Here is a 20511-nt window from a genome sequence, read left to right as displayed (position 1 = left end):
TCCTTAAGCGTGAGGTGTTGCGCCGATTGCTATCGCAAAGGCGTCGAAAAGCGAAGCGCCGAAATCGGCGTTCATGTGGCGGTGATCGTTGAGCTGCTTGCCCTCGTTGCGGAAATCGAGGGAGCCGTGGCCGTAACGCTCCCTGGTCAGGAAGGGCGCGGCGATGGTCTCGGCGGGTTGGGGGATGAAGGTCATGTTGCGGGCAATGAGCGCCTGGGTCAGGGCGGCGCGGTAGAGGGTGTGGATGGTGTCGGCCTGCGGATGGGTGGCCATGCCCGCGTAGGGTTGCTGGTGGTGGGGGCCTTTGGGGACGACGGCGGTGGTCGGGTAGGGGGCGAGGGCGACGTGGATCTTGTGGTCCGCGAACTGGCTGCGGAGGTGATCGGCGCGCAGGGAGATGGCCTCGGCCATGGTGGCGTGGAAAGCGGGTAGGGACAGGAGGTCGCGCCCGGTGCGGGCGGGCCAATCGGCGATATCGTAGTTCAGCGCGGTCCAGAGCGTGTGCGGCATGCCGAGGGTATCGCCGATGACGAGGGTGTGGGCGAAGGCGCCCAAATCGATGCCGGTGGTGCCGTTGATGCGGTGCGCAAGCTTGAGCAACTTGCTATCCTCTTGAGAAGGCTGGAAAATCCCATCGGCGTTAACCTTTGCTTCATCAAATTTACCGCCGGGCAGGCCGTAACAGGTGAGGCTGAGGTTGGGATGCGCGGCGGCGATGCGGTCGGCGGCATATTTGACCGCGCCGATGTTGGAGGTTCCGATCACGGCGACTTTCATGGCGCGTCTTTCCCGGGGGCGTCGGGCGCGAAAGCGTCGAGCAGGATGTCTTCGCAGATGGCGTCATCTGCGGGGTTGGCTCCGTTGTTGGCGTTGGAGTCCAGCCCCTCCTCGAGCGCTAACGCGCTCTCCTCGCAGCTGTCTTTGAGGCCGTGGGACGTGAGGAAGGTGTCCATGATTTGCGCGACGATCTCGGGCCGGACTGAGCGGAGATCCTCGGCGAAGGCGCCCTGGGGATGGGCGGGGGAGGTCACGAGCTCATAGCTGGGGAAGTAATCAATCCGGTCCGAGCTGTCGGCCAGCATGTCGCAGACCACGCGGAGGGTGGCTTTGGAACGCATGGTGGCGGGCAGCACGTGTTGGGGGCTGGCTGTCGCCGCGAGCGGCACGGGGGAGACGGTGAGAAGCCACTTGAGATCCGGGTTGATGGAGGCGAGCGCCTCTTCCACGGCCGAGAAGTCATCCAGGATGTCGGCGACGCCGTAGTTGGCGAAGTGGAAGACATCCGGGTCGAAATCGCCTGCGATGGTGCCGGGCGCGGTCGGGTAGACGGTGCCGGTTGCCCTATGCTCCCACGCTTCGGTCAGGCCGAGGGTGAAGACGATCACGTCGGCCTCTTGCAGCGCGCGGGCGAGGGCTGCGAGGTGGGCGGCGCGCATTTCCTGCACGATTTCGGGGGTGGCGAGGCCTTCGGGCTCGACCCCGGGGCGTTGGGCATCCCAGAAGCGGCCGTCCCGTTCCCAGACGGGCAGGGCGGGCGCGGCACCGCCCATTTCCTCGACCAACTGGCGGAATTGTTTGACCGTGTAGATGTTGCCGAACCGCGCGGAATAGACGCCGTAGCCGAAGCGTTTGGCGGTTTCCGGCGGCAGGCCGCGCCGGGCGGGTTCAGCATCGATGACGCTGATGCCCGCCGCTTTCATCGCCGCGCCCACGTGTTGGGCAAAGCAGGAGCCTGCGGTGAAGACCTTCGTGTCTTTGGTGACGGGGAACTTGGGGCGGTAGATGTCAGGCGGGAAGGCCGGGGCCCCCGCGACCCCGCCGCGCCAGAAGGCGCGCTGGGGCAGGCCGGAGTAGGGGGAGCGGGTCATGGAGCAATCTGTAACTGGGTGAACAGCATCAGAAAGCCATCGGGGTCTTTGATGTGAAACTCGCGGGTGCCGTAGCTTTGCGTGAACGGCGCGCGGGCCCGGCCTTCCGGCAGCGTGGCGACGCGCGGGGCGATTTCGGCCCAGTAGTCCTCCAGATCATCGATCCAGAACTGGGCAGAGATGTTGTTAGCCGTGGCGCGCAGCGCTTGCGCGTCGGCGGCGTTGACCATGGCGACCATCACCGGGCCGCGCCGCACCAGGCAGTACCCATAGTCGACGCTGCCGACCTCATGGGTGAAGCCCATGACGTCTGTGAAGAAGGCCAGCGTGGCGCCCATGTCCGAGACGGGTACCACCGGAGAGACGCCGGGGACTTGCGGCGTGGGATACATTCAAGCGGCCCGCGTAGTCCGCTGCTCGATCCGCTTTTCGTGCTCGCCCTGGATCATGCGGTGCACGTAGATGCCGGGCAGGTGGATGGCGTCGCCATCGAGGCTGCCGGTTTCCACGATCTCCTCGACCTCCAGGATGCAGATCTTGCCGCACATGGCGGCAGGCGGGTTGAAGTTGCGCGCGGTCTTGCGGAAGACGGCGTTGCCGGTGGCGTCGGCCTTCCAGGCCTTGACGATGGCGAGGTCGGCGAAGATGCCTTCTTCGAGGATGTAGTCCTGACCGTGCCAGTTCTTCACCTCTTTCCCCTCGGCGATCACCGTGCCGACGCCGGTCTTGGTGTAGAAGCCGGGGATGCCCGCGCCGCCGGCGCGCATACGCTCGGCCAGGGTGCCTTGGGGGTTGAACTCCAACTCCAGCTCGCCCGACAGATACTGGCGCATGAACTCGGCGTTTTCGCCGACGTAAGAGCTCATCATCTTCTTGATCTGCTTGGTTTCCAACAGTTTGCCGAGGCCGAAGCCGTCAATGCCGCAGTTGTTGGACGCGATGGTGATATCCTTGGTCCCGGCCTCGACGATGCCGTCGATCAGCAGCTCAGGAATGCCGCAGAGGCCAAAGCCGCCCGCCGCAATCAGCATGCCGTCGAAAAGTACCCCGTCGAGGGCCTCTGCTGCCGAGCCATAGACCTTTTTCATCGTGCAAATCCCCTTGGTGCCGCGTTGCAGCGCAAATTGGCCGAGAGGCGTCGTGAAGTCAACGCGGGCTAACGGGCGGCGTTGAAGGCATTGGCGGCCCCAGCAAGGCCTGCGGCCATGAAGGGGGCGAAGTCGTTTTCAAGGAAGCTGCGCACGAAGGGCCGCGCCCAGAACACCCGGGGTGCCACGGCGTAATCCCAGGACACCAGGGTCTGGCCGTCGCCTGTAGGGACGTAGGTGAACTGCCCTCGGATGTGGTCCAGCGGGCGAGCGTTGGCGGCGGTGAAGCCCCAGATCTGATAGGCGAAAGTGGTGGCGTCATTGATCAGCACCCGCTCGGTCACATGGTCGCCGGTCGCAAGCTCGACCCGTCGGATGGCGTCCTGGTTGGGGAAGTGTCCCTCGATCGGGGTGAGGCCGGAGATTGCCGGAATGCGGTCCGTGGGCTCCACGAAGGCGAGGACGCCGGTTTCGGCGTCTTGCAGCGCCGCGCGAACGGCCTCGGGCGGGCCGTTGAATGTCGCGGTTTGGGTGGTGACGAGGTAGCCCCCCGGGTCGCGGAGGGCAGGCGGCCCGTCTGCGCGGGGCATCAGGACGGGTGCGGCGAGGGCTGCGAGGGCGAGGACGGCGGTCAACAGGATCAGGCGCATGGGATCTCCATTAGTACGAATATCGCAGTAAGTAATGCAATTGTCGTAGTAAGTGGGTTGCCTGCTTGTGCCTTCAAGGGGGGTCAGCGAAAAAGACCCATGTCCCACCCCGAGACCCTTTTGATCGCCGTCGGCACGCTGTTGCGCGAATTCCACGTGAATGAGCGTGCGTTTCCCAGTGCCGAGGGGCAGATCCCCTATTCGCCCCACGTGTTTGCGGCGTTGGGATTTATCGCCGGGACGCCGGGCGCGCGGGCGACGGATTTGGCGGAGTTCCTGGGGTTGACCGCAACGACGGCGTCCAGCCTGATTACGCGGCTGGTGGGGCGCGGTGTGGTCGAGAAGCGCAGGCATCCCGAGGACGGGCGCGCCTTGGCGCTATACCTCACCGCAGAGGGCGAGGATCTGTTCGCCGCCATCCGCCGCCAGGACATGCGGAACATGGAGGTCATGCTGTCGGCGCTCAGCGCGCCAGAGCAGGCGCAGTTCGTCGAGATGATGACGCGCGTCGCAGAGCGCGTGGCAGAGGCGGCGGCGGAAAGCTAGAGGCCGAGGGCGTCCTCCATCTCGGCGATCAGGGTGGAGACGTAGCGGTTGAAGCGCTCGGACGGCTGCTGGCCCTCGAACTTGTATTGGAACGGGTCGGGGGCGTGGATGTCGCTTTGGGCCATGGATTCCAGGACGCCGTGGCCCAGGAAGGGCACGTGGACTTCGGAATAGCCGCCTTCATGGACGACCGTTAGGCGCCCGTCGCAGAGGTCGGCGGCGGCTTCCATCGTCATATCCGTCATCGCGCGGAACGTGTCGCCGCCCGCCAGCATGCGCGACAGCGGGTCGACGAGGGAGGCGTCATAGCCGCAGGCGACGATGATCGCGTCGGGCTGGAAGGCGTGGAGCTGTGGGATCACCAGGCGCTCGAACGCCTCCAAATAGCCCGCGTGGCCGGTGCCGGGGGGAAGCGGGATGTTGAGGTTGAAGCCCGCGCCGCCGTCCGAGCCACGGTCGGTGAAGTCGCCGGAGTCCAGCGGGTAGTTGCGTTCCTGGTGCAGGGAAATCGTCAGCACGTCGTCACGGTCGTAGAAGATGGCTTCCGTCCCGTTGCCGTGGTGCACGTCCCAATCGATGACGGCGACGCGGTCGGTCAGCTTGTGGGTCTGGGCGGCCTCAATCGCGATGGCGATGTTGGCGAGCAGGCAGAAGCCGTTGGGGAAATCCGGCAGGCAATGATGCCCCGGCGGGCGCGACAGGGCATAGGCGTTTTGCACGTCGCCTTTGAGGGTCGCGAAAAGTGCGGCCTTGGCCAGGCCCGCCGAGACGCAGGCGATGTCGTATCCGTCGGGGCCGAACGGCGTGCGCAGGCCCAACTCTCCTCCGCCCTCGGCGGACTTGGCCTTGAAGCTGGCGAGGTATTCGGGCGGGTGAATGCGCAGAAGGTCCTCGTCGGAGGCGGGGGCGGCCTGCCGGGTTGCCAACGCGTCCCAAAGGCCGGTGACGCGCATCAGGTTCACAAGGCGGCGCTTGGTTTCAGGGTTCTCTGGCAGGCCACCGCCGGGTTGGATCAGCCCGCCCACCTGCAAGAGGCCCGCGTAGTTTCCGCCCGAATGCCAGAAGCAGCGTTCGTCCCAGAAAAATCCTGTGGTCATGGGGGCGCTCCGTTGGTTTGGGGGAGGAAGCAAGGTTAACTTTGTGACAGCTTCGGGCCAAACTATCCCCAGATTACTTGTGGATAGATGGCACTAGCTAAAGGCGCGCTACGGATCCTGCTGTAGCTGATAAGCCCCTTCCGGCAGATCAAGGGCGGCGGCAAGGTCGCGGACCTGGTCCAGCGACAGCGTGATCGTGCGCATCTGATCGGTGCGCGGATCGGCCTGTTGCAGGGTCACGCATTCCTCGAACGCGGAGACAATCACGTCCTCTTGCAGGGGCAGCTCCCCCTCGTCCACGAGGGTCACGATGGTGGCGTCGAATTCATGCTCGATGGTAAACATGGGCGCGAGGTTAGGGACGTGGGGGACGGTTGCCAAGCCTCTCTCTGCGGCGGTGCAGATGGTAGAGGACCGGGGCGGCGATGTGGTCATAGGCCAGGCGCGTCAGCACGCAGAGGCCGGGCAATCGCACGGCCCGCGCCAGCCAACGCAGGTTTGGAAGATGGTCCCAGATCGCGGCGAAAGCGGCAATGCCCGAGACCTGGGCGCCGTCCGGAAGCCGCGCGTGCAAGCGGCGCTTTGCGGCGTCGGGCGTCAGGTTCCAGGCGTCCAGCGGCGCCTCGTGCAGGTCTTCGAACACCAGCGGCGCGCCGAGCGCGGCGGCGCGGCGGGCGTATTGGGAAATCTCGGCGCGGCAGATCGGGCAGCGGCCATTATAGAGAACTCGGGTCGGTTTCATGGGGCAGAGTTAGGCCTTTCGCGCGGTTTGCCCACAGGCTCGTGATCGGATCGGTCTGGACGCCTGCGCGCGCCGGGTTACTGTTGCTTCATCCCTGACGGAGCCCGCGATGCGCATCCTCATTCCCCTGTTGTCAGCCCTCGCCCTCGGGGCCTGCGTGGCGCCCACCCCGACGGTCGCCCCGCAACCGACGACTGTCGTGCCCGAGACGATCCCCGTCTCGGTCTCGCGCGCCATCGAGGTCACGCGCCGGATGGAACCCGTGGCCGAGCAGATCTGCCGCAATGAGACCCCGCGACAGAATTGCGATTTCGAGTTTCTGGTGAACCGCGATCCGCGCGGCGGGATCAATGCGTTCCAGACCTTCAACCCCGAGACGGGCCGCCCGGTGATCATCCTGACCGTGGGCCTGATCCGGTCGGTGCGCAACGCCGACGAGCTGGCCTTCGTGATCGGCCATGAGACGGCCCACCACATCGCCCAACATCTTGGCGAGCAAGAGGCGGCGGCGCGCGCCGGCGCGCAGATCTTCGGCGCGACGGCGCAGCAGCAGGGGGCGACGCGGCAAGAGATCATCGCAGCGGCGCAACAAGGGGCGTTTGTGGGGTCGCGGCAGTTCAGCCAACGGGCAGAGCTGGAGGCCGACAGCCTGGGCACGCTGATTACCTGTGCTGCGGGTTTTGACCCGATCGTCGGCGCGCAGTTCTTCGCGCAGATCCCGGACCCGGAGGCAGGCGTGTTCAGCACCCACCCGCCCAACGCCGCGCGGGTGCGGATCGTGCAGGAAACGGCGGCGGAGCTGTGCCCTTAGGCCAGCCACGTTTAGGCAGGGAAACCTCCAGATGACGCAGAGGCGGGGGCGTGGCAGACTGCGACCCCTGTCCCTTCCTTTGGAGATTTCATCATGATCCGTTTTTCAGCCCTTCCCCTCGCCATGGCCGCCGTGACGGCGGTGGCCCCCATCGCCCAAGCGCAACAGAACATTCTGGGCGATTACTATGCTTATGGCCGCAACGCGGACGGGTCGGCCTATAGCGGCACCGTCGCGATCTCGGGCAATTCCAACGGCACGGTCACCGTCAACTGGAGCGTTGGCAGCACCTATTCCGGTGTCGGTGTCCTGAACGGCGACGTCTTGACCGTGGAATGGGGCGCGCAGCACCCGGCCTTCTATCTGGTCATGCCCGACGGCGAGTTGCACGGCACCTGGGGGGACGGCGAAGGGCTGGAGCTTCTGACCCGCAGCCCGCGCTAAGTCGTGAGTTTGCCCCAGAGGTCATAGTCACTGGCCTCATCGACCTCGACGGTAACCCGGTCGCCCGGGGTGAGCCCCTCGAACCCTTCATCGATGAAGAGGTTGCCGTCGATCTCGGGCGCGTCTGCCATGGTGCGGCAGGTCGCGCCCTCGGCGTCGACTGTGTCGACGAGCACCTGCAGAGTGCGGCCCACCTTGGCCTGCAGCTTCGCCTCGGAGATGGCTTGGGCCTTCTCCATGAACCGGTCCCAGCGGTCTTGCTTGACCTCGGGCGCGACGTGATCCGGCAGCGCGTTGGACCGCGCGCCGTCGACGTTTTCGTACTGGAAGCAGCCGATCCGGTCGAGCTGCGCTTCGTCCAGCCAATCGAGCAGGGTCTGGAACTCGGCCTCTGTCTCGCCGGGGTAGCCGACGATGAAGGTGGAGCGCAGGGTGATGTCCGGGCAGTCAGCGCGCCAGGCTCGGATTTCATCCAGGGTGCGCGAGGCGGCGGCGGGGCGCGCCATGCGTTTCAGGACGTCCGGGTGGGCGTGCTGGAACGGGATATCGAGGTAGGGCAGCAGGCCATTGGCCGGATCTGCCATCAGGGGGATTAACTCGCGGACATGGGGATAGGGGTAGACGTAGTGCAAGCGAATCCAGGCACCCAATGTGGATAAGTCACGGGATAGATTGAGGATCGGAAACTTCTCGTCCCGGCCTTTCCAGTCCGTGCCGTAAGCCGACGTGTCTTGGGAGATGATCAGGATTTCCTGGACACCGCTTTCCACCAGCTTCTCAGCCTCGCGCATCACGGCGGCCTGGGGGCGGCTGGCGAGCTTGCCGCGCATATCGGGGATGATGCAGAACTTGCACTTGTGATCGCAACCCTCGGCGATCTTTAGATAGGCATAATGGCGGGGCGTCAGCTTGACGCCTGCGGGCGGCAAAAGGTCAATGAACGGGTCCGGTGCGGGGGGCACGGCGGTGTGGACGGCGTCCAGCACCTGTTCGTATTGCTGAGGGCCGGTGACGGCGAGAACCTTGGGATGCGCGCCGGTGATGTACTCGGGCTCCGCGCCCAGACATCCCGTCACGATGACCTTGCCGTTGGCCTCCAGCGCCTCGCCAATCGCGTCGAGGCTTTCCAACTTGGCGGAGTCCAGGAACCCGCAGGTGTTCACGATCACCGCTTCGGCGCCGGTATAGTCAGGGCTGATTGCATAGCCCTCGGCCCGCAGGCGGGTGAGGATCCGTTCGCTGTCGACCAGCGCTTTCGGGCACCCAAGCGACACCATGCCGATGCGGGGCTGACCGGGGCGCGCGGCCCCGTTGCGGCTGTCGTCGGGCACCTGCGCGCGGGCAAGATCGGGGCGGAGGAGGAGTGGGTTCTGGCTCATGGGCAGCAGATAGCGGCTGTCAGGACCCATGGAAAGGGGCCGAAAGCTCGGCAATCCCTCGCCGCTTTCCCACGTTTTGGATGTGCGCGGGCCGGGAACCGCGATAAGCTGCGCGTATTGAGGACAAAAGGCGCAGGAAATGCGGTGGATTTTTCGAGTATTGGGCGCAATCGTCGTCCTGTTGTTTCTGGCGTTGGGCGTGATCCTGTTGATCCCGGCCGAGCGCATCGCAGCGATCGCCAGCGAGCGGATCACCCAAGCCACGGGCCGCCCCGTCACAATCACCGGAGAGGCGCGGCCGACCCTGTGGCCCGACCTGGGCATCACCATTGAGGGCCTTCGGGTCGGCAACCCCGCTTGGGCAGGCGACGCCCCGATGATCGAGGCCGAGCGGGTGAACGTGGGCGTGGCGTGGAACGGGTTGTTCTCGGGCGATATCCGGGTGGAGCGGGCGGTGCTGGAAGGCGCCACAATCATGCTGGTGCGCGCCGCCGATGGGCGTACCTCCTGGGACATGGGCGGCAGCAGCGGCGAGGCCGAAACGCAAGTACAGGTGGGCTTTGACGAGGCGATCATCCGCAACGCTCGCGTGCGCTACCTCGACCGCGAAGCGGGGGCCGATTGGGACGTGGCGCAGATGGACGCGACCGTGCGCCTGCCCGAGGCAGGCGGCGCGGTCGAGATCGAGGGCAACGCCCAGGTCAACGGCGTGCCGCTGGTGCTGGACACGATCATCGACGGCGTCGCGGATCTTCTGGCCGGAGACGCGCGGCCCGTGGTTGCGACGCTGCGGTGGCAAGGCGGCTCCGTCGCGTTCGACGGGGAGTTGGGCCTCGATGCCACGGCAGAAGGCGCGATGGACCTGACGGCAGAGGACCTGGCACCGCTTGTGGCGGTCGCAGGCGGCGTGATGCCGGACCTGCCCCAGGGCCTCGGGCGGGACCGCATCGCGGTGACCGGGGACGTGCGTTTGGCGCAAGAAGGCTCAGTCCATCTGCGCGGCGGCGTGCTGCGGCTGGATGAGACTATGCTGAACGTCGCCGCTGATCTTGTGCCGGGCGAAGATCGCCCGATGCTGCGCGGGACGATCACGGGCGGTGAGATCGCGCTGCCGGGCCTTTTGGCCAGCGACAGCGCAGCCACGGAAGGCTGGCCGCGCGATGTCATTGATGTCTCGGGTCTTTTTACCAGCGACGCGGACCTGACGGTGCGCGCGCAAAGCCTTGATCTGGGCGCGGTGGCGCTGAGCGACATCGACCTGCGCGCCACGGTGAACCGGGGGCGGCTGGTCTTCGACATCGCCTCCATCCGCACTTATGAGGGCCAGTTGGCCGGGCAATTCGTGATCAACGGGCGCGGCGGCTTGTCGGTGGGCGGCGATTTGATCCTGGCCAATGTCGCGTTGCAGCCGCTGATGGCGGCGATGGCGGGATATGAGCGGCTGGAGGGCACAGGCTCGGCCTCGGTCGAGTTTCTGGGCGTCGGCAATGACCTCTACACGATCATGGACGGGTTGGAGGCAGAGGGTGATATTGCGCTGGGACAGGGGGCGATCATCGGCCTCGACCTCGGCGGTATGCTGCGCAACTTCGACGCCTCGTTCCAGGGCGAGGGTCAGCGCACGGTCTATGACCGGGTGACCGCCGATTTCATCGTGCGCGATGGCATCCTGCGCAACGAAGACCTGTTCCTGGACGCCCCCTGGGGCGAAGTGCGCGGCGCGGGCGAGGCTGACCTCGCCGCGATGACCGTGGATTACACGCTGGTGCCGGGCGTGTTCCGCGGCGCGGAGGGCGTCGCAGAGGTGCGGGTGCCGATTGCGGTGACGGGCCCGTGGTCCGCGCCACAGATCGGCCCGGACCTGGCGCTGCTGGCCGAGATTGAACTGGCCGAAGAACGCGCGCGGCTGGAGGCCGAGGCGCGCGCGGCGCTGGAAGCCGAAGAGGACCGGCTGGAAGGCCTGGCCCGCGACCGGGCGAATGAGCTGCTGGGAACCGAGATCGAGGCCGGGGATACCCCCGAAGAGATCGAACAACAGCTGACAGACGAGTTGATCAACGGCGTCCAGCAACTGATCTTTGGCAATCAAGCCCCGACGGAATGAAGGTGTAGTGGGAATGAGAGTATTTGGTGTGATGGCACTGTGCGTGCTGTTGGCGGGCTGCGGCGGTGGGATCCTGGGGTTCGGCGGTGGCCGAGATGAGGCCGCCGTGCCGCGCGGCCAGCCGGACTTGTACCCCGGTGAGACGCCCCAGATGCGGGCGCTGGTCAATGAATACGCGACCCGCCACGACATCCCCGTCGCGCTCTTGCACCGGGTGATCCAACGCGAAAGCGACTACCGCGCGGATGCGCGCAACGGGCCCTATTGGGGGCTGATGCAGATCCTGCCGGAAACGGCGGGGCAGATGGGCCACGACGGCCCGCCGAGTGAATTGCTCGATGCGCGCACGAACCTGGAATACGCGGGCCGCTACCTGCGCGGCGCGTGGCTGGTGAGCGACGGGAACATCGACGAGGCCGTCGGCTGGTACGCGCGGGGCTATTACTACGAGGCGCGCGACCGCTGCCTGCTGGTGGCGACGGGCCTGCGCACCCGCGAGGTGGCGCGTCACTGCCGCTGATCGTTGCGGCGAGGCGGGGGGAGGCCTACCTATAGGGGATGAACAGAACCCCAACGTATCAGCCCACCGTTAAAGACCTAGGCCCGCGCGACGACTGGAGCGCGCTGGAGAAGGACCTGTGGAAGGAATGTCGGCTTGGGCGGATTGCGGTGTTGGCGGGCAAAGAGGACCTGCCAGAGGATTGCGAAGACCCGGATCGCCGAGTGCGGGCGACGTTCATCCGCTACCTGATGTGGGGCGGATCGGAAGAGGAGGGCGGAACGCGGCCCCATCCTAAGGGAGTTTGGATTCGGGGGGCTTGGATCGAAGGGAAGCTGGATCTAGAGGCCTGCGTCGCCTCGATTGATCTGACGTTAGAGAAATGCCGCTTGCCGGAGGCGGTCACGCTGCATGATGCGCAAGTTGGGGGGCTGTATTTGCCCGGCTGTCATGGTGCGAAGGGGTTGGACCTTCACCGCCTGACGACAATTCGGGATGTACACTTGCGAGGCGGGTTTCAATCCGACGGGCCCGTGGACCTGGGGGGCGCGCAGATTGGGGGGCAGTTGGGTTGCGACGGCGGGGCGTTCAAGGCGACCGAGGGGCGGGCGCTCAATTGCGATGCGGCAGAGGTTGGCGCGAGTGTGTTTTTGAGCGACGGGTTTGAAGCCCTTGGAGAGGTGAATTTAATGCGTGCGCGGATTGGGGGGCAGCTGGCTTGCGAGGACGGGGCGTTCAAGGCAACCAAGGGGCTGGCACTCAGTTGCCAGGCGGCAGAGATTGGCGCGGATGTGCTTTTGCGTGGAACGTTCTCGGCAACGCAATTGGTGGATTTTACCCGCGCGGTTGTCGTTGGGAATTTGATGGTCGTGCCGCAGAGAGGGGAGGCGCCCACTCTGGAGGAAGGGATTGCCCTAGCAGGCGCGAGAATCGGTGGCGGCTTCTTCTGGAAATCCGTGACGGGCGCGCGACGCGCGGTGGATTTGACCGAGGCGAAGGTAGGGTCCTTGCGGGATGATTGGGCGGCTTGGGACAGGGTTGGAGAACTGAAGCTGGACGGGTTTCACTATGACCGCGTGGAAGGGTCCATGTCTGTAACGGATCGTTTGGCGTGGTTGGGCCGCGCGTGCGAGGCGATGGATCGGCCGGTGGAAGTCGGCCCTGGATTTGACCCGCAGCCCCATGTGCAATTGGCGAGCGTGCTGCGGGCGCAGGGCAACCGAGAGGGGGCCGCGCGGGTTCTGGTGGACCGGGAGAAGCGGCAGAGGGCGGCGGAGCGGGCGCGGGTTTGGGCGCGCAATACAAGCCCGCAGGGGCTTTTGGCATGGCTGACCTGCGCTTGGTTGCGGGTTTGGGATTTGGTGTTCGGGCTGGTGTTTGGCTATGGCCACAAGCCGGTTCGGGCGTTGCTTGCCTCGCTCTTTCTGATCGTCATCGCGGCGGGGTTGAATTGTGCAGCCTACCACAACGGGCAGTTTGCGCCGAATTCGGATGTGGTTTTGACCTCGGACGATTGGCTGGGGGCCGTGGCGGAGGCGGGGGACGCGGGGTTTCCGTTGGTCGCCTGGCTGCAGAGCCCGGCGGCGCAGGATTATGAGACGTTCAATGCGATGCTCTACGGGCTCGACCTGTTCCTGCCGCTCGATGCCTTGGGGCAGGAGGAGGCGTGGCGGGCCACGACGGGGCGGGGCGCATTGGGCGAGGTGGCGTTCTACAGCCGCTGGTTCTTCCAGATCGCGGGCATCGTGATTGCGGCGATGGGGGCGGCCGTGTTGACCGGTGTCGTCGGGCGACGCGATTGAGCGGGACGGTGTGCGGCGCTGTCCGCCCCCTGGCGGGGGCAGAGGCGCCCCGCCCGCCGTCCCGTCTACGCGCTGGGGCCGAGGTGGGCTTGCAGCGCGTCGGACAGCGCCTCCGATGAGATCGGGCCGCGCACCACGCCCGTCTGTTGCCCGGCACCATCCAGCAGAACCAGCGTGACGTTGCCAACCCCGTGGCGGCGGGCGAAGAACTCGCCCTGGGTCGTGGCGATGTTGGCCACCAGGAAGTGGTGGCTGTCGTCGCCATAGGCGCGCAGGGCGCGGCGGGTCTGGCGCTGTAGTGTCACGCAGAGGCTGCATTGGGGGTCATGGACCTGAACCACGGCGGGCGTCCCGTCGCCGATCTTGGAGAGGTCCAGCTCGCAGATCGAGGCTTGCACCCTTTGGGCGGTGAAGTAGCCCGCAACGCCCACGACAGGCACGGCGATGGCCGCATTGCGCAGGTGCAGCAGCACCCTGCGCCGGGTCGGCGGGGCCTCGGGCGGGGGGGCTGCGGGGCCTTTGCGTTTGGCGTTCGTCTTCTTGCGCTGTTTCTTCATCGGGCCCCCCATCGTTTGGCCCAGCCTAGGGGCAGGGGGCAGGGCGCGGCCAATCACAAAGGCGAGATGGCCTGGGGATCAGATCCGTTGGCAGAAGATCAGGCGGTTGTAGAAGGGGTCTTGCAGGCTGACCTCTCGGAAACCCCAAGGGACCTCGTTGATGCCGGGGTTCAGGCGTTTGTGCGCGCGGGCTGTGATCTCGGCATGGAACGCGTCGACATCCGCGATGCCGATGCGCAGCGCCTGGCCCGGGGCGGCGTCGCCGTGGTGCTCGGAGATGTGCAGGCGGCACGCTCCGCGCAGGACCTCGAAGTAGAGGGGGGCTGTTGCGTGGAAGCGATGCTCGAACGTGACCTCAAAGCCGAGGTAATCGACGTAGAACGCCTTGGCCTCGGCCTCGGAAAAGCTGCGCAGGATGGGGATGGGGGCTTGCATGGATCAGGCCCCCAAACAGATCAACGGCGGCGGTCGCGGCGCGACGACATCGGCTGGAACGCCACGCCGACGTGGGCATCGCAGTAGGGTTTACCCTGTTGAACCGGCAGGCCGCAGAAGTAGAAATCCTCGGTCGCGGGATCACCGATGGGCCATTTGCAGACCCGCTCGGTCAGCTCCATCAGGCTGATCTTCTTGGCGTGCTTCTCAACCTCGGACACCTTGGCGAGCGCCTCGGGGCTGATCTCATTGGCGGACGGCTGCGGCGGCAGGGGCTGGCCTGCGGGCGCGATGGGTTTGCGCAGCGGCATGATGTTGGTGCGCGGCGCGGGGGCGGGCGCGGGCTCTGCCGCTTTGGTTTCAGGCGCTGGCTTGGGCGCGGGCGCGGGTTTGGCGGCGGGCGCTTCCTTGGCGGCAGGGGCGGGCTTGGATGGTGCAGAGGCACCGCCGCCCGAGCGGTTGGACAGGCCCAGGCGATGGACCTTGCCGATGACGGCATTGCGGGTCACACCGCCCAGTTCCTTGGCGATCTGGCTGGCCGACTGGCCCTCGCCCCACATTTTCTTCAGTGTTTCGACCCGTTCATCGGTCCAGGACATGGATGTACCTTCCGGCTTTCGTTCCGCCGCACGCGGCGTTCATGTGTCAGCATGGGTATATGGTGCGGTCGGCCCGCGAATGGAAGGCCTATTGTGAGGCTCCGCGCGGGCAAGGGCAAGGTGGGCGCGGCGATTTAGCCGGGATAAGCCTTGGCGCGCGCCTCGCGCCAAGCCAGGAGCGCGGCACCGGCGATGATCGTTGCGGCGCCGAGGTAGGACAACCCGGTGGGCGTGACGCCGAAGATGGCGAAATCATAAAGCGCGGCGAAGACCAGCGTGAGGTAGGAGAACGGCGCCACGAAGCTGGCGTCGGCGCGGGCGACGGAGTTGACGAAACAGGCCTGGGCCGCCGCCATCAGGGTGCCAAGTGCGGCGAGCGCGGCCCATTGCAGGGGCGTCGGCGGTTGCCAGACCGCGATGACAGCGGCGGTGGCGATCACCACGCCGAGGGAGTTGTTGAAGAACAGGATCTGCAACGGGCGCTCGCGGCCCGCGAGGCGCTTGATGAAGGTCAGCTCCAGACCGAAGGCAAGCGCAGCCGCGAGCGCCAGGAGCGCACCGGGGGCAACGGCGCCCGCGCCGGGGCGGATCAGGATCAGGGCGCCGGTGAAGGCGATGGCGGCGGCAAGCCAGCGCCATTTGCCGACCTTCTCCCCCAGCGCGGGAATGGCCAGGATCATCCCGAAGACGGGGTTGAGGAAGGTGATCGCCGTGGCATCGGCCAGCGGGATCAGGGCGGCGGCGGCGAACATGCAAGTGACGCCGCCAAAACCCGTGACCGTGCGCCCGATATGGAGCCCCCAGTTGGGCCGGAAAAACTGCGGGCGCAGCACGGCGACGACGCAGGCGATGGTGATCCAGGCGAACAGGAACCGACCGTGGCTGACTTGCACCGGATGCAGGGCCGGTCCAAGCGTGTCCGTTCCCAGCGCCTTGGCCAGCAGCGAGGTGGCGGCGATGAAGGCCGTGGCACACAGCATGAACGCGATGGCCTGCCCCTGGGATGGGAGCGTCGCGCGTGCGGGCACGCTCACTCAGCGTGTCCCATGAAATCCAGCAAGGCGGGCACAAGGGCGGCGTGAAGGGGCATGTCAGGCGCCGAATAGGTCGCCAGGCTTTCGGACACATAGGCCTCAGGCGTAGCGGCATCGGCGAGGGGCGTCGCGGTTTTCAACAGGTGTGTGAGGCCGGAGAGGACGAGAAACTGCGCGGTGGCGCGCGCGTCGGAAAGGGCGGCAGCCTCGGACGGGGGAACCTGGATATCCGCGTCGCCGTGGACGATCAGGGTGGGAAGATCTGTTGCTGCCAAAAGCGTCGCGGGGGATGTGCGCAACAACTCGGCCAGATAGGCGCTTGCGGGGCCATCGAACAGCGCCGCCAAGGGCGGTGGCAGGGCAGAAAGATCGGGGGCTTGCCCGGCCACCACCGCCGCAATCGCGGCCTCAATGGCGGGCAAGAACGTCGCGAGCGCCGGGTTCAATGCCATTTGGTCAAGCATCAAATCGCCCAAGGGGCGCCCGGGTGGGGTCAGCAGGATGAGGCCGCACAGGTTGGGCAAGTCGGCAGAGAAAAGCGCGATGATTGCGCCCTCGCTATGCCCGATCAGCCAGACGCAGGTCGCGTCTGTCTGCGCGCGCAATTCATCGATCCAGGCTGCGGTATCGACGCGGTAAAGCTCAAGCGAGACGGCGTTTCCATCGCCGCCGCTGCCGCCGACGCCGCGCTTGTCGATCCGCGCGGTGGCAATGCCCGCCTCTGCCAGGGCCTCGGCCAGAAGCCGGTAGCTGTCCGACGAAATCCCCAGGGCGCTGTTGCCATTGCGATCCGTCGGGCCAGAGCCCGGCAGGATCAGCGCCGCGACGGGTGCGGCGGTTTCGGGCAATTCCAACGTCCCGGCCAGGGTCACCCCGTCGCGGTCAATGGTGAGGTCCACCGGCTCAGCCAGGGCGGAGGTGGCAATAGCGAAACCGATCAGGCCCGCCAGGAAAGGGGCGCTGACCCTAGGCACCCAGGCACCACCGCATGATCGCCTTTTGAGCGTGCAGGCGGTTTTCGGCCTCGTCAAACACGACCGAGCGGGGGCCGTCGAGGATGGCATCGGTGATCTCTTCGCCGCGATGGGCGGGCAGGCAATGCATGACCATGGCGTGATCCGGGGAGGCGTCCAGCAGACGCTCATTGACTTGATAGGGACGCAGAAGATTGTGGCGGCGCTGGCGCGAGCTTTCCGCATCCCCCATGGAGACCCAGGTATCGGTGACGACCAAGTCGGCGTCGACAACGGCTTTGAGCGGGTCACGCTCGATCCGGAAGTCCTGGCCTGCCTTGCGGATAGCGCCGATCAGATCGTCGCGCGGGTCGAGTTGCGCGGGGCCGGAAAAGGTGAAATCGAACCCGAAGCTTGCGGCGGCATGCATGAAGCTTTGGGCGACGTTATTGCCATCGCCCATCCACGCCACGCGCTTGCCCTTGATGGAGCCACGGTGTTCCTCGAACGTCATCACGTCGGCCATGATCTGGCAGGGGTGCGACGCATCCGTGAGCCCGTTGATCACCGGGACCGTCGCATGTTCAGCCATCTCGTGCAGGATATCCTCGCCGAAGGTGCGGATCATGATCAGGTCAACGTAGCGCGACAGAACGCGGGCGGTATCGGCGATGGTTTCGCCGTGCCCCAGTTGCATTTCGGTGCCCGAAAGCACCAAGGAGGTGCCCCCCATCTGCCGCACGCCAACGTCGAAGCTGACCCGGGTGCGGGTGGAGGGCTTCTCGAAAATCAGCGCGACGACACGGCCTTCAAGCGGCAGATCATCGTCCTGCGTGCCCTTGGGGCGGGTGCCGCGCGCGGTTTTCATTTCATTGGCCACCGCAAGGATGTCGCGGAGGGCTGTGGGGTCTGTGGTGTGGATGTCGAGGAAGTTGGGCATCGGGTGTTCTTTTTGATTGGTGGCGGGAGCGGGGGGCCAGCCCCCCTGCACCCCCCGGGATATTTATGGAACGGGGAAAGGGCTAGGCGGCTTTGGCCTCAAGCGCCGTGGCGGTGGCATCGAGGCGGTCGATGCCGTTGGCGATTTCCTCTTCCGTGATCGTGAGCGCAGGCAGGACGCGGACGGTGTTGTCTGCGGCGGGCACTGTGAGGACGTCGTGGTTATAGCCCTCGGTCACCACGTCGATGGGTGCGACCTTGCATTTGAGGCCGAGGATCAGGCCCTGGCCGCGCACGCCCTCGAAGATGGTGGGGTGGGCGGCGACGAGGCCTTCCAGCTTCTGGCGCAGGAAGCCTGCCTTGGCGTTAACGGCATCGAGGAAGCCGTCCTCGGTGATCACGTCCATCACCGCGCCGCCCACGGCGCAGCCCAGGGGATTGCCGCCATAGGTGGAGCCGTGGGTGCCCGCCGTCATGCCTTTGGCGGCCTCCTCCGTGGCCAGAAGCGCGCCGAGGGGGAAGCCGCTGCCGATGCCTTTGGCGACCAGCATGATGTCGGGCGTGATGCCCGCCCATTCGTGGGCGAACAGCTTGCCGGTGCGGCCGACGCCGCACTGGATCTCATCCATGATCAAAAGCAGGCCGTGCTCATCACAGAGATCGCGCAGGCCTTTAAGGCATTGATCGGGCACGGGACGGATGCCGCCTTCGCCCTGAATCGGCTCGATCATGATGGCGCCGACGTCCGGGGCGCTCGCGGCTTCGCGGAGCGCGTCGTGATCGCCGAAGGGCAGGGTTTGGAACCCGTCGAGGAGCGGGCCGAAGCCCTTGGTCAGCTTCTCGGAGCCGGAGGCGGAAATGGCACCGGTGGAGCGGCCGTGAAAGCAGCCCTCGAACGTCAGGATTTTCATCCGCTCGGGCGCGCCGGTTTCCGTGCGGTATTTGCGGGCCATCTTGATGGCCAGCTCCGCCGCTTCGGTGCCGGAATTGCAGAAGAAGACCGTGTCCGCGAAGGTGTGGTCGACCAGCCGTTCGGCAAGGGCCTTTTGCTGCGGCACCTCGTAGAGGTTGGAGGTGTGCCAGAGCGCGTTCGCCTGATCCATCAGCGCGCCCACGACTTTCGGGTGGCCGTGGCCCAGGGACATCACCGCGATGCCGCTGGCGAAATCCAGAAAGCGTCGCCCGTCCGCTTCCACGAGCCAGGATCCTTCGCCTTTCACGAAGGACAGGTTTGCGCGGGAATAGCTGGGTAGGACAGGCGAGATCATCGGCTCGGGCTCCATGGGGTAAGACAAGGCACCCTGTTGCACCGGGGCCGAGGCGTAGTCAATTCACCGATACTGATGGGGTCAAGCACCGGGTTTGATCGCAGCGGCCATAATGATGCAGGTGGTGGAGCCGGTGGCGAAAAGTTTCCCGGTGGCGGCGTCGCGGATCGTGCCCTCTGCCACCCCCGTGCTGCGGCCGGCGTGGGAGACGGTTCCTTCCGCGATGATCTCGGTGCCGATGGGGATCGAGCGGGTGATGTTCACCTTGTATTCAAGCGTCGTGTAGGTGCTTCCCTTTGGCACCTTGGTCATCACCGCGCAGGCCATGGCGCTGTCTAGAAGGGTGCCGTACCAGCCGCCGTGGACCGTGCCGGTTGGGTTGAGCGTGCCGAAAGTAGGCGTGCCCCGGAAGGTCACGCGCCCGTCTTCCACCGTGTCGAGGACGTACCCCAGGGTCTCACCGATGGGGGGTTGCGGCAGGCTGCCGTCGAGGATGCCGCGCATGAAATCGAAGCCGGACATGGAGGTGAGAACGTCGGGCGAAGCGAGCCCGGAGGCATCGGCGGCGTAGAGAGGGGGTGTCACTGTCGGTCCTTCGGATCAGGCTGCGGATGCCGCAAAGAAGGCCTGATTGTGGCCGGGGAAACAAGGTTGAATTGCCGCTTGGGTGGGGTTGCTCAAGCTTGAGCACCCTACCTAAGTCATTGGAAAATATTCAGAACGCAGATTTCGTTAACCTTTGGTTAACCTATTTCGCGCGCGTTTTACGGACCTTCCAGCGGGCCATTCTGCCCGCTGCCAAGCCGTCTTGGGCGATCAGGCCACCTCTGCCAGGGCGACCTTTGGCGCGACGCCAAGTGCGGCGCAGACGTCGCGGGTCAACTCGGGTCGGTTGAGGGTGTAGAAGTGCAGATCTTCGACGCCGCCCTCGATCAGGTCCGTGCACAACTCGGTGCAGATCGCGGTGGAGAGCAGGTCTTCGCGACCGTCGCGCGTGGCACTGGCATAGGCCTCATCCATCCAGGTCGGGATGACCGCGCCGCAGGCGCTGGCGAAGCGGCGGGCGCGGGACCAGTCTTCAATCGGCAGAATGCCGGGCAGGATCGGCGCGGTAATGCTGGCATCCGCGCAGGCGTCGCGGAAGCGGAAGAACGTCTCGGCCTCGAAGAAAAACTGGGTGATCGCCGACGTCGCGCCCGCATCGATCTTGCGCTTGAGGTAGTCGACGCAGGCCTGCATCGACGCGGCCTCGGGGTGCGGATCGGGGTAGGCGCCGACGCGGATGTCGAACTTGCCCGTTTTGGCCAGTGCGGCGACCAGATCAACCGACGACGCAAAGCCGTCGGCGTGCGCCGTAAATCCGTTGGAGCCTTTCGGCGGGTCGCCGCGCAGGGCGACGATCTGGGTGATTCCCGCCTCGGCATATTGCTCGGCGATTTCCAGGGTCTCGGACCGGGTGGCATCCACGCAGGTCAGATGGGCGGCGACGGGCACGCCGAAGTTGCCGTGGATGGCGGTCACCGCCTCATGGGTCAGTTTGCGCGTCGTGCCGCCTGCGCCGTAAGTCACGGACACGAATTTCGGGTCGAGCGGCGCCAGGGCACCGAGGGTTTCCCAAAGCCGGAAGGAGCCTTCCAGCGATTTCGGTGGGAAAAATTCGAACGAGACGTTTGGCGTGTGCATGACGGAACGGGCC

Annotated in this window: 24 protein-coding genes; 6 read left to right on the top strand and 18 right to left on the bottom strand. The window is 66.0% G+C overall.

The genetic code is table 11. The features are described from left to right. Window positions 1-3: 3 nt before the first annotated feature. The 5 genes from AC6I9R_RS19015 to AC6I9R_RS18995 form a co-directional block, all read right to left on the bottom strand. On the bottom strand, window positions 4-777 hold the full coding sequence (locus AC6I9R_RS19015) for a hypothetical protein (RefSeq protein WP_461429023.1): 774 nt from the start codon (window positions 775-777) through the stop codon (window positions 4-6). Continuing rightward, window positions 774-1868, bottom strand: a complete 1095-nt coding sequence (locus tag AC6I9R_RS19010; protein WP_461429022.1) for a GSCFA domain-containing protein — start codon at window positions 1866-1868, stop codon at window positions 774-776. Before AC6I9R_RS19010 ends, AC6I9R_RS19015 begins: the two co-directional genes overlap by 4 nt. Then, the gene (locus AC6I9R_RS19005; protein ID WP_461429021.1) at window positions 1865-2260 is read right to left on the bottom strand and encodes a VOC family protein; all 396 of its coding nucleotides are present in this window, start codon (window positions 2258-2260) and stop codon (window positions 1865-1867) included. The genes AC6I9R_RS19010 and AC6I9R_RS19005 overlap by 4 nt, the downstream gene beginning before the upstream one ends. After that, complete coding sequence (locus AC6I9R_RS19000) at window positions 2261-2956, bottom strand: CoA transferase subunit A (protein ID WP_461429020.1); 696 nt, start codon at window positions 2954-2956, stop codon at window positions 2261-2263. Between the two features lie 68 nt (window positions 2957-3024). After that, window positions 3025-3606, bottom strand: coding sequence for an SRPBCC family protein (locus AC6I9R_RS18995; RefSeq protein ID WP_461429019.1), 582 nt, complete (start codon window positions 3604-3606; stop codon window positions 3025-3027). A 99-nt stretch (window positions 3607-3705) separates the two neighbouring features. Between AC6I9R_RS18995 and AC6I9R_RS18990 the strand changes: the two genes are divergently transcribed. Next, window positions 3706-4152 (top strand): MarR family winged helix-turn-helix transcriptional regulator, encoded by a 447-nt coding sequence (locus AC6I9R_RS18990; protein WP_461429018.1) that lies wholly within the window; start codon window positions 3706-3708, stop codon window positions 4150-4152. Here the strand turns inward: AC6I9R_RS18990 and AC6I9R_RS18985 are convergent. From AC6I9R_RS18985 to AC6I9R_RS18975, 3 genes are all read right to left on the bottom strand, one after another. Next, window positions 4149-5249 (bottom strand): class II histone deacetylase, encoded by a 1101-nt coding sequence (locus AC6I9R_RS18985; RefSeq protein ID WP_461429017.1) that lies wholly within the window; start codon window positions 5247-5249, stop codon window positions 4149-4151. The genes AC6I9R_RS18990 and AC6I9R_RS18985 overlap by 4 nt on opposite strands. Before the next feature lie 108 nt (window positions 5250-5357). Continuing rightward, entirely contained in the window at window positions 5358-5594 is a 237-nt protein-coding gene (locus AC6I9R_RS18980) for a DUF8831 family protein (protein WP_461429016.1), read from the bottom strand. A gap of 10 nt (window positions 5595-5604) precedes the next feature. Beyond that, complete coding sequence (locus AC6I9R_RS18975) at window positions 5605-5991, bottom strand: thiol-disulfide oxidoreductase DCC family protein (RefSeq protein WP_461429015.1); 387 nt, start codon at window positions 5989-5991, stop codon at window positions 5605-5607. A gap of 109 nt (window positions 5992-6100) precedes the next feature. Here AC6I9R_RS18975 and AC6I9R_RS18970 point away from each other — a divergent pair, with 109 nt between their 5' ends. After that, window positions 6101-6802, top strand: a complete 702-nt coding sequence (locus tag AC6I9R_RS18970) for a M48 family metallopeptidase (RefSeq protein ID WP_461429014.1) — start codon at window positions 6101-6103, stop codon at window positions 6800-6802. A 93-nt stretch (window positions 6803-6895) separates the two neighbouring features. After that, window positions 6896-7246 carry a hypothetical protein gene (locus tag AC6I9R_RS18965; protein WP_461429013.1) on the top strand — a complete coding sequence of 117 codons (351 nt, stop codon included), beginning with the start codon at window positions 6896-6898 and terminating at the stop codon, window positions 7244-7246. On the opposite strand, the gene rimO is transcribed toward AC6I9R_RS18965, so the two are convergent. Next, on the bottom strand, window positions 7243-8625 hold the full coding sequence (rimO, locus tag AC6I9R_RS18960; protein ID WP_461429012.1) for a 30S ribosomal protein S12 methylthiotransferase RimO: 1383 nt from the start codon (window positions 8623-8625) through the stop codon (window positions 7243-7245). The genes AC6I9R_RS18965 and rimO overlap by 4 nt on opposite strands. Window positions 8626-8764: 139 nt before the next feature. Between rimO and AC6I9R_RS18955 the strand changes: the two genes are divergently transcribed. The 3 genes from AC6I9R_RS18955 to AC6I9R_RS18945 are packed head-to-tail and all read left to right on the top strand — an operon-like array spanning window position 8765 to window position 13030. Beyond that, a complete protein-coding gene (locus AC6I9R_RS18955) occupies window positions 8765-10729 on the top strand; it encodes an AsmA family protein (RefSeq protein ID WP_461429011.1) in 1965 nt (654 codons plus the stop codon). A 13-nt stretch (window positions 10730-10742) separates the two neighbouring features. Next, a complete protein-coding gene (locus tag AC6I9R_RS18950; RefSeq protein WP_461429010.1) occupies window positions 10743-11249 on the top strand; it encodes a transglycosylase SLT domain-containing protein in 507 nt (168 codons plus the stop codon). Between the two features lie 38 nt (window positions 11250-11287). Continuing rightward, window positions 11288-13030, top strand: a complete 1743-nt coding sequence (locus tag AC6I9R_RS18945) for a hypothetical protein (RefSeq protein ID WP_461429009.1) — start codon at window positions 11288-11290, stop codon at window positions 13028-13030. Between the two features lie 65 nt (window positions 13031-13095). Here the strand turns inward: AC6I9R_RS18945 and AC6I9R_RS18940 are convergent, their stop codons facing one another. The 9 genes from AC6I9R_RS18940 to metF form a co-directional block, all read right to left on the bottom strand. Next, a complete protein-coding gene (locus tag AC6I9R_RS18940; protein ID WP_461429008.1) occupies window positions 13096-13587 on the bottom strand; it encodes a hypothetical protein in 492 nt (163 codons plus the stop codon). 78 nt (window positions 13588-13665) lie between these two features. Next, complete coding sequence (locus tag AC6I9R_RS18935) at window positions 13666-14022, bottom strand: glyoxalase superfamily protein (protein ID WP_461429007.1); 357 nt, start codon at window positions 14020-14022, stop codon at window positions 13666-13668. Window positions 14023-14042: 20 nt separating this feature from the next. Beyond that, entirely contained in the window at window positions 14043-14621 is a 579-nt protein-coding gene (locus tag AC6I9R_RS18930; protein WP_461429006.1) for a GcrA family cell cycle regulator, read from the bottom strand. A 134-nt stretch (window positions 14622-14755) separates the two neighbouring features. Further along, a complete protein-coding gene (locus AC6I9R_RS18925) occupies window positions 14756-15601 on the bottom strand; it encodes a DMT family transporter (RefSeq protein WP_461429035.1) in 846 nt (281 codons plus the stop codon). 50 nt (window positions 15602-15651) lie between these two features. Then, entirely contained in the window at window positions 15652-16629 is a 978-nt protein-coding gene (locus tag AC6I9R_RS18920) for an alpha/beta hydrolase (RefSeq protein WP_461429005.1), read from the bottom strand. After that, complete coding sequence (argF, locus tag AC6I9R_RS18915) at window positions 16622-17548, bottom strand: ornithine carbamoyltransferase (protein ID WP_461429004.1); 927 nt, start codon at window positions 17546-17548, stop codon at window positions 16622-16624. The genes AC6I9R_RS18920 and argF overlap by 8 nt, the downstream gene beginning before the upstream one ends. Window positions 17549-17630: 82 nt before the next feature. Beyond that, window positions 17631-18815: an aspartate aminotransferase family protein gene (locus AC6I9R_RS18910; protein WP_461429034.1), complete on the bottom strand. Its 1185-nt coding sequence runs from the start codon at window positions 18813-18815 to the stop codon at window positions 17631-17633. A gap of 81 nt (window positions 18816-18896) precedes the next feature. Then, complete coding sequence (locus AC6I9R_RS18905) at window positions 18897-19337, bottom strand: PaaI family thioesterase (protein ID WP_461429033.1); 441 nt, start codon at window positions 19335-19337, stop codon at window positions 18897-18899. Between the two features lie 294 nt (window positions 19338-19631). Then, window positions 19632-20498, bottom strand: coding sequence for a methylenetetrahydrofolate reductase [NAD(P)H] (gene metF, locus AC6I9R_RS18900; RefSeq protein ID WP_461429003.1), 867 nt, complete (start codon window positions 20496-20498; stop codon window positions 19632-19634). Window positions 20499-20511 lie beyond the last annotated feature (13 nt).

It is taken from the genome of Gymnodinialimonas sp. (assembly GCF_059726805.1).
The sequence above is the reverse complement of the archived record's forward strand: the minus strand, read 5'-3'. Positions and strand labels throughout refer to the sequence as shown.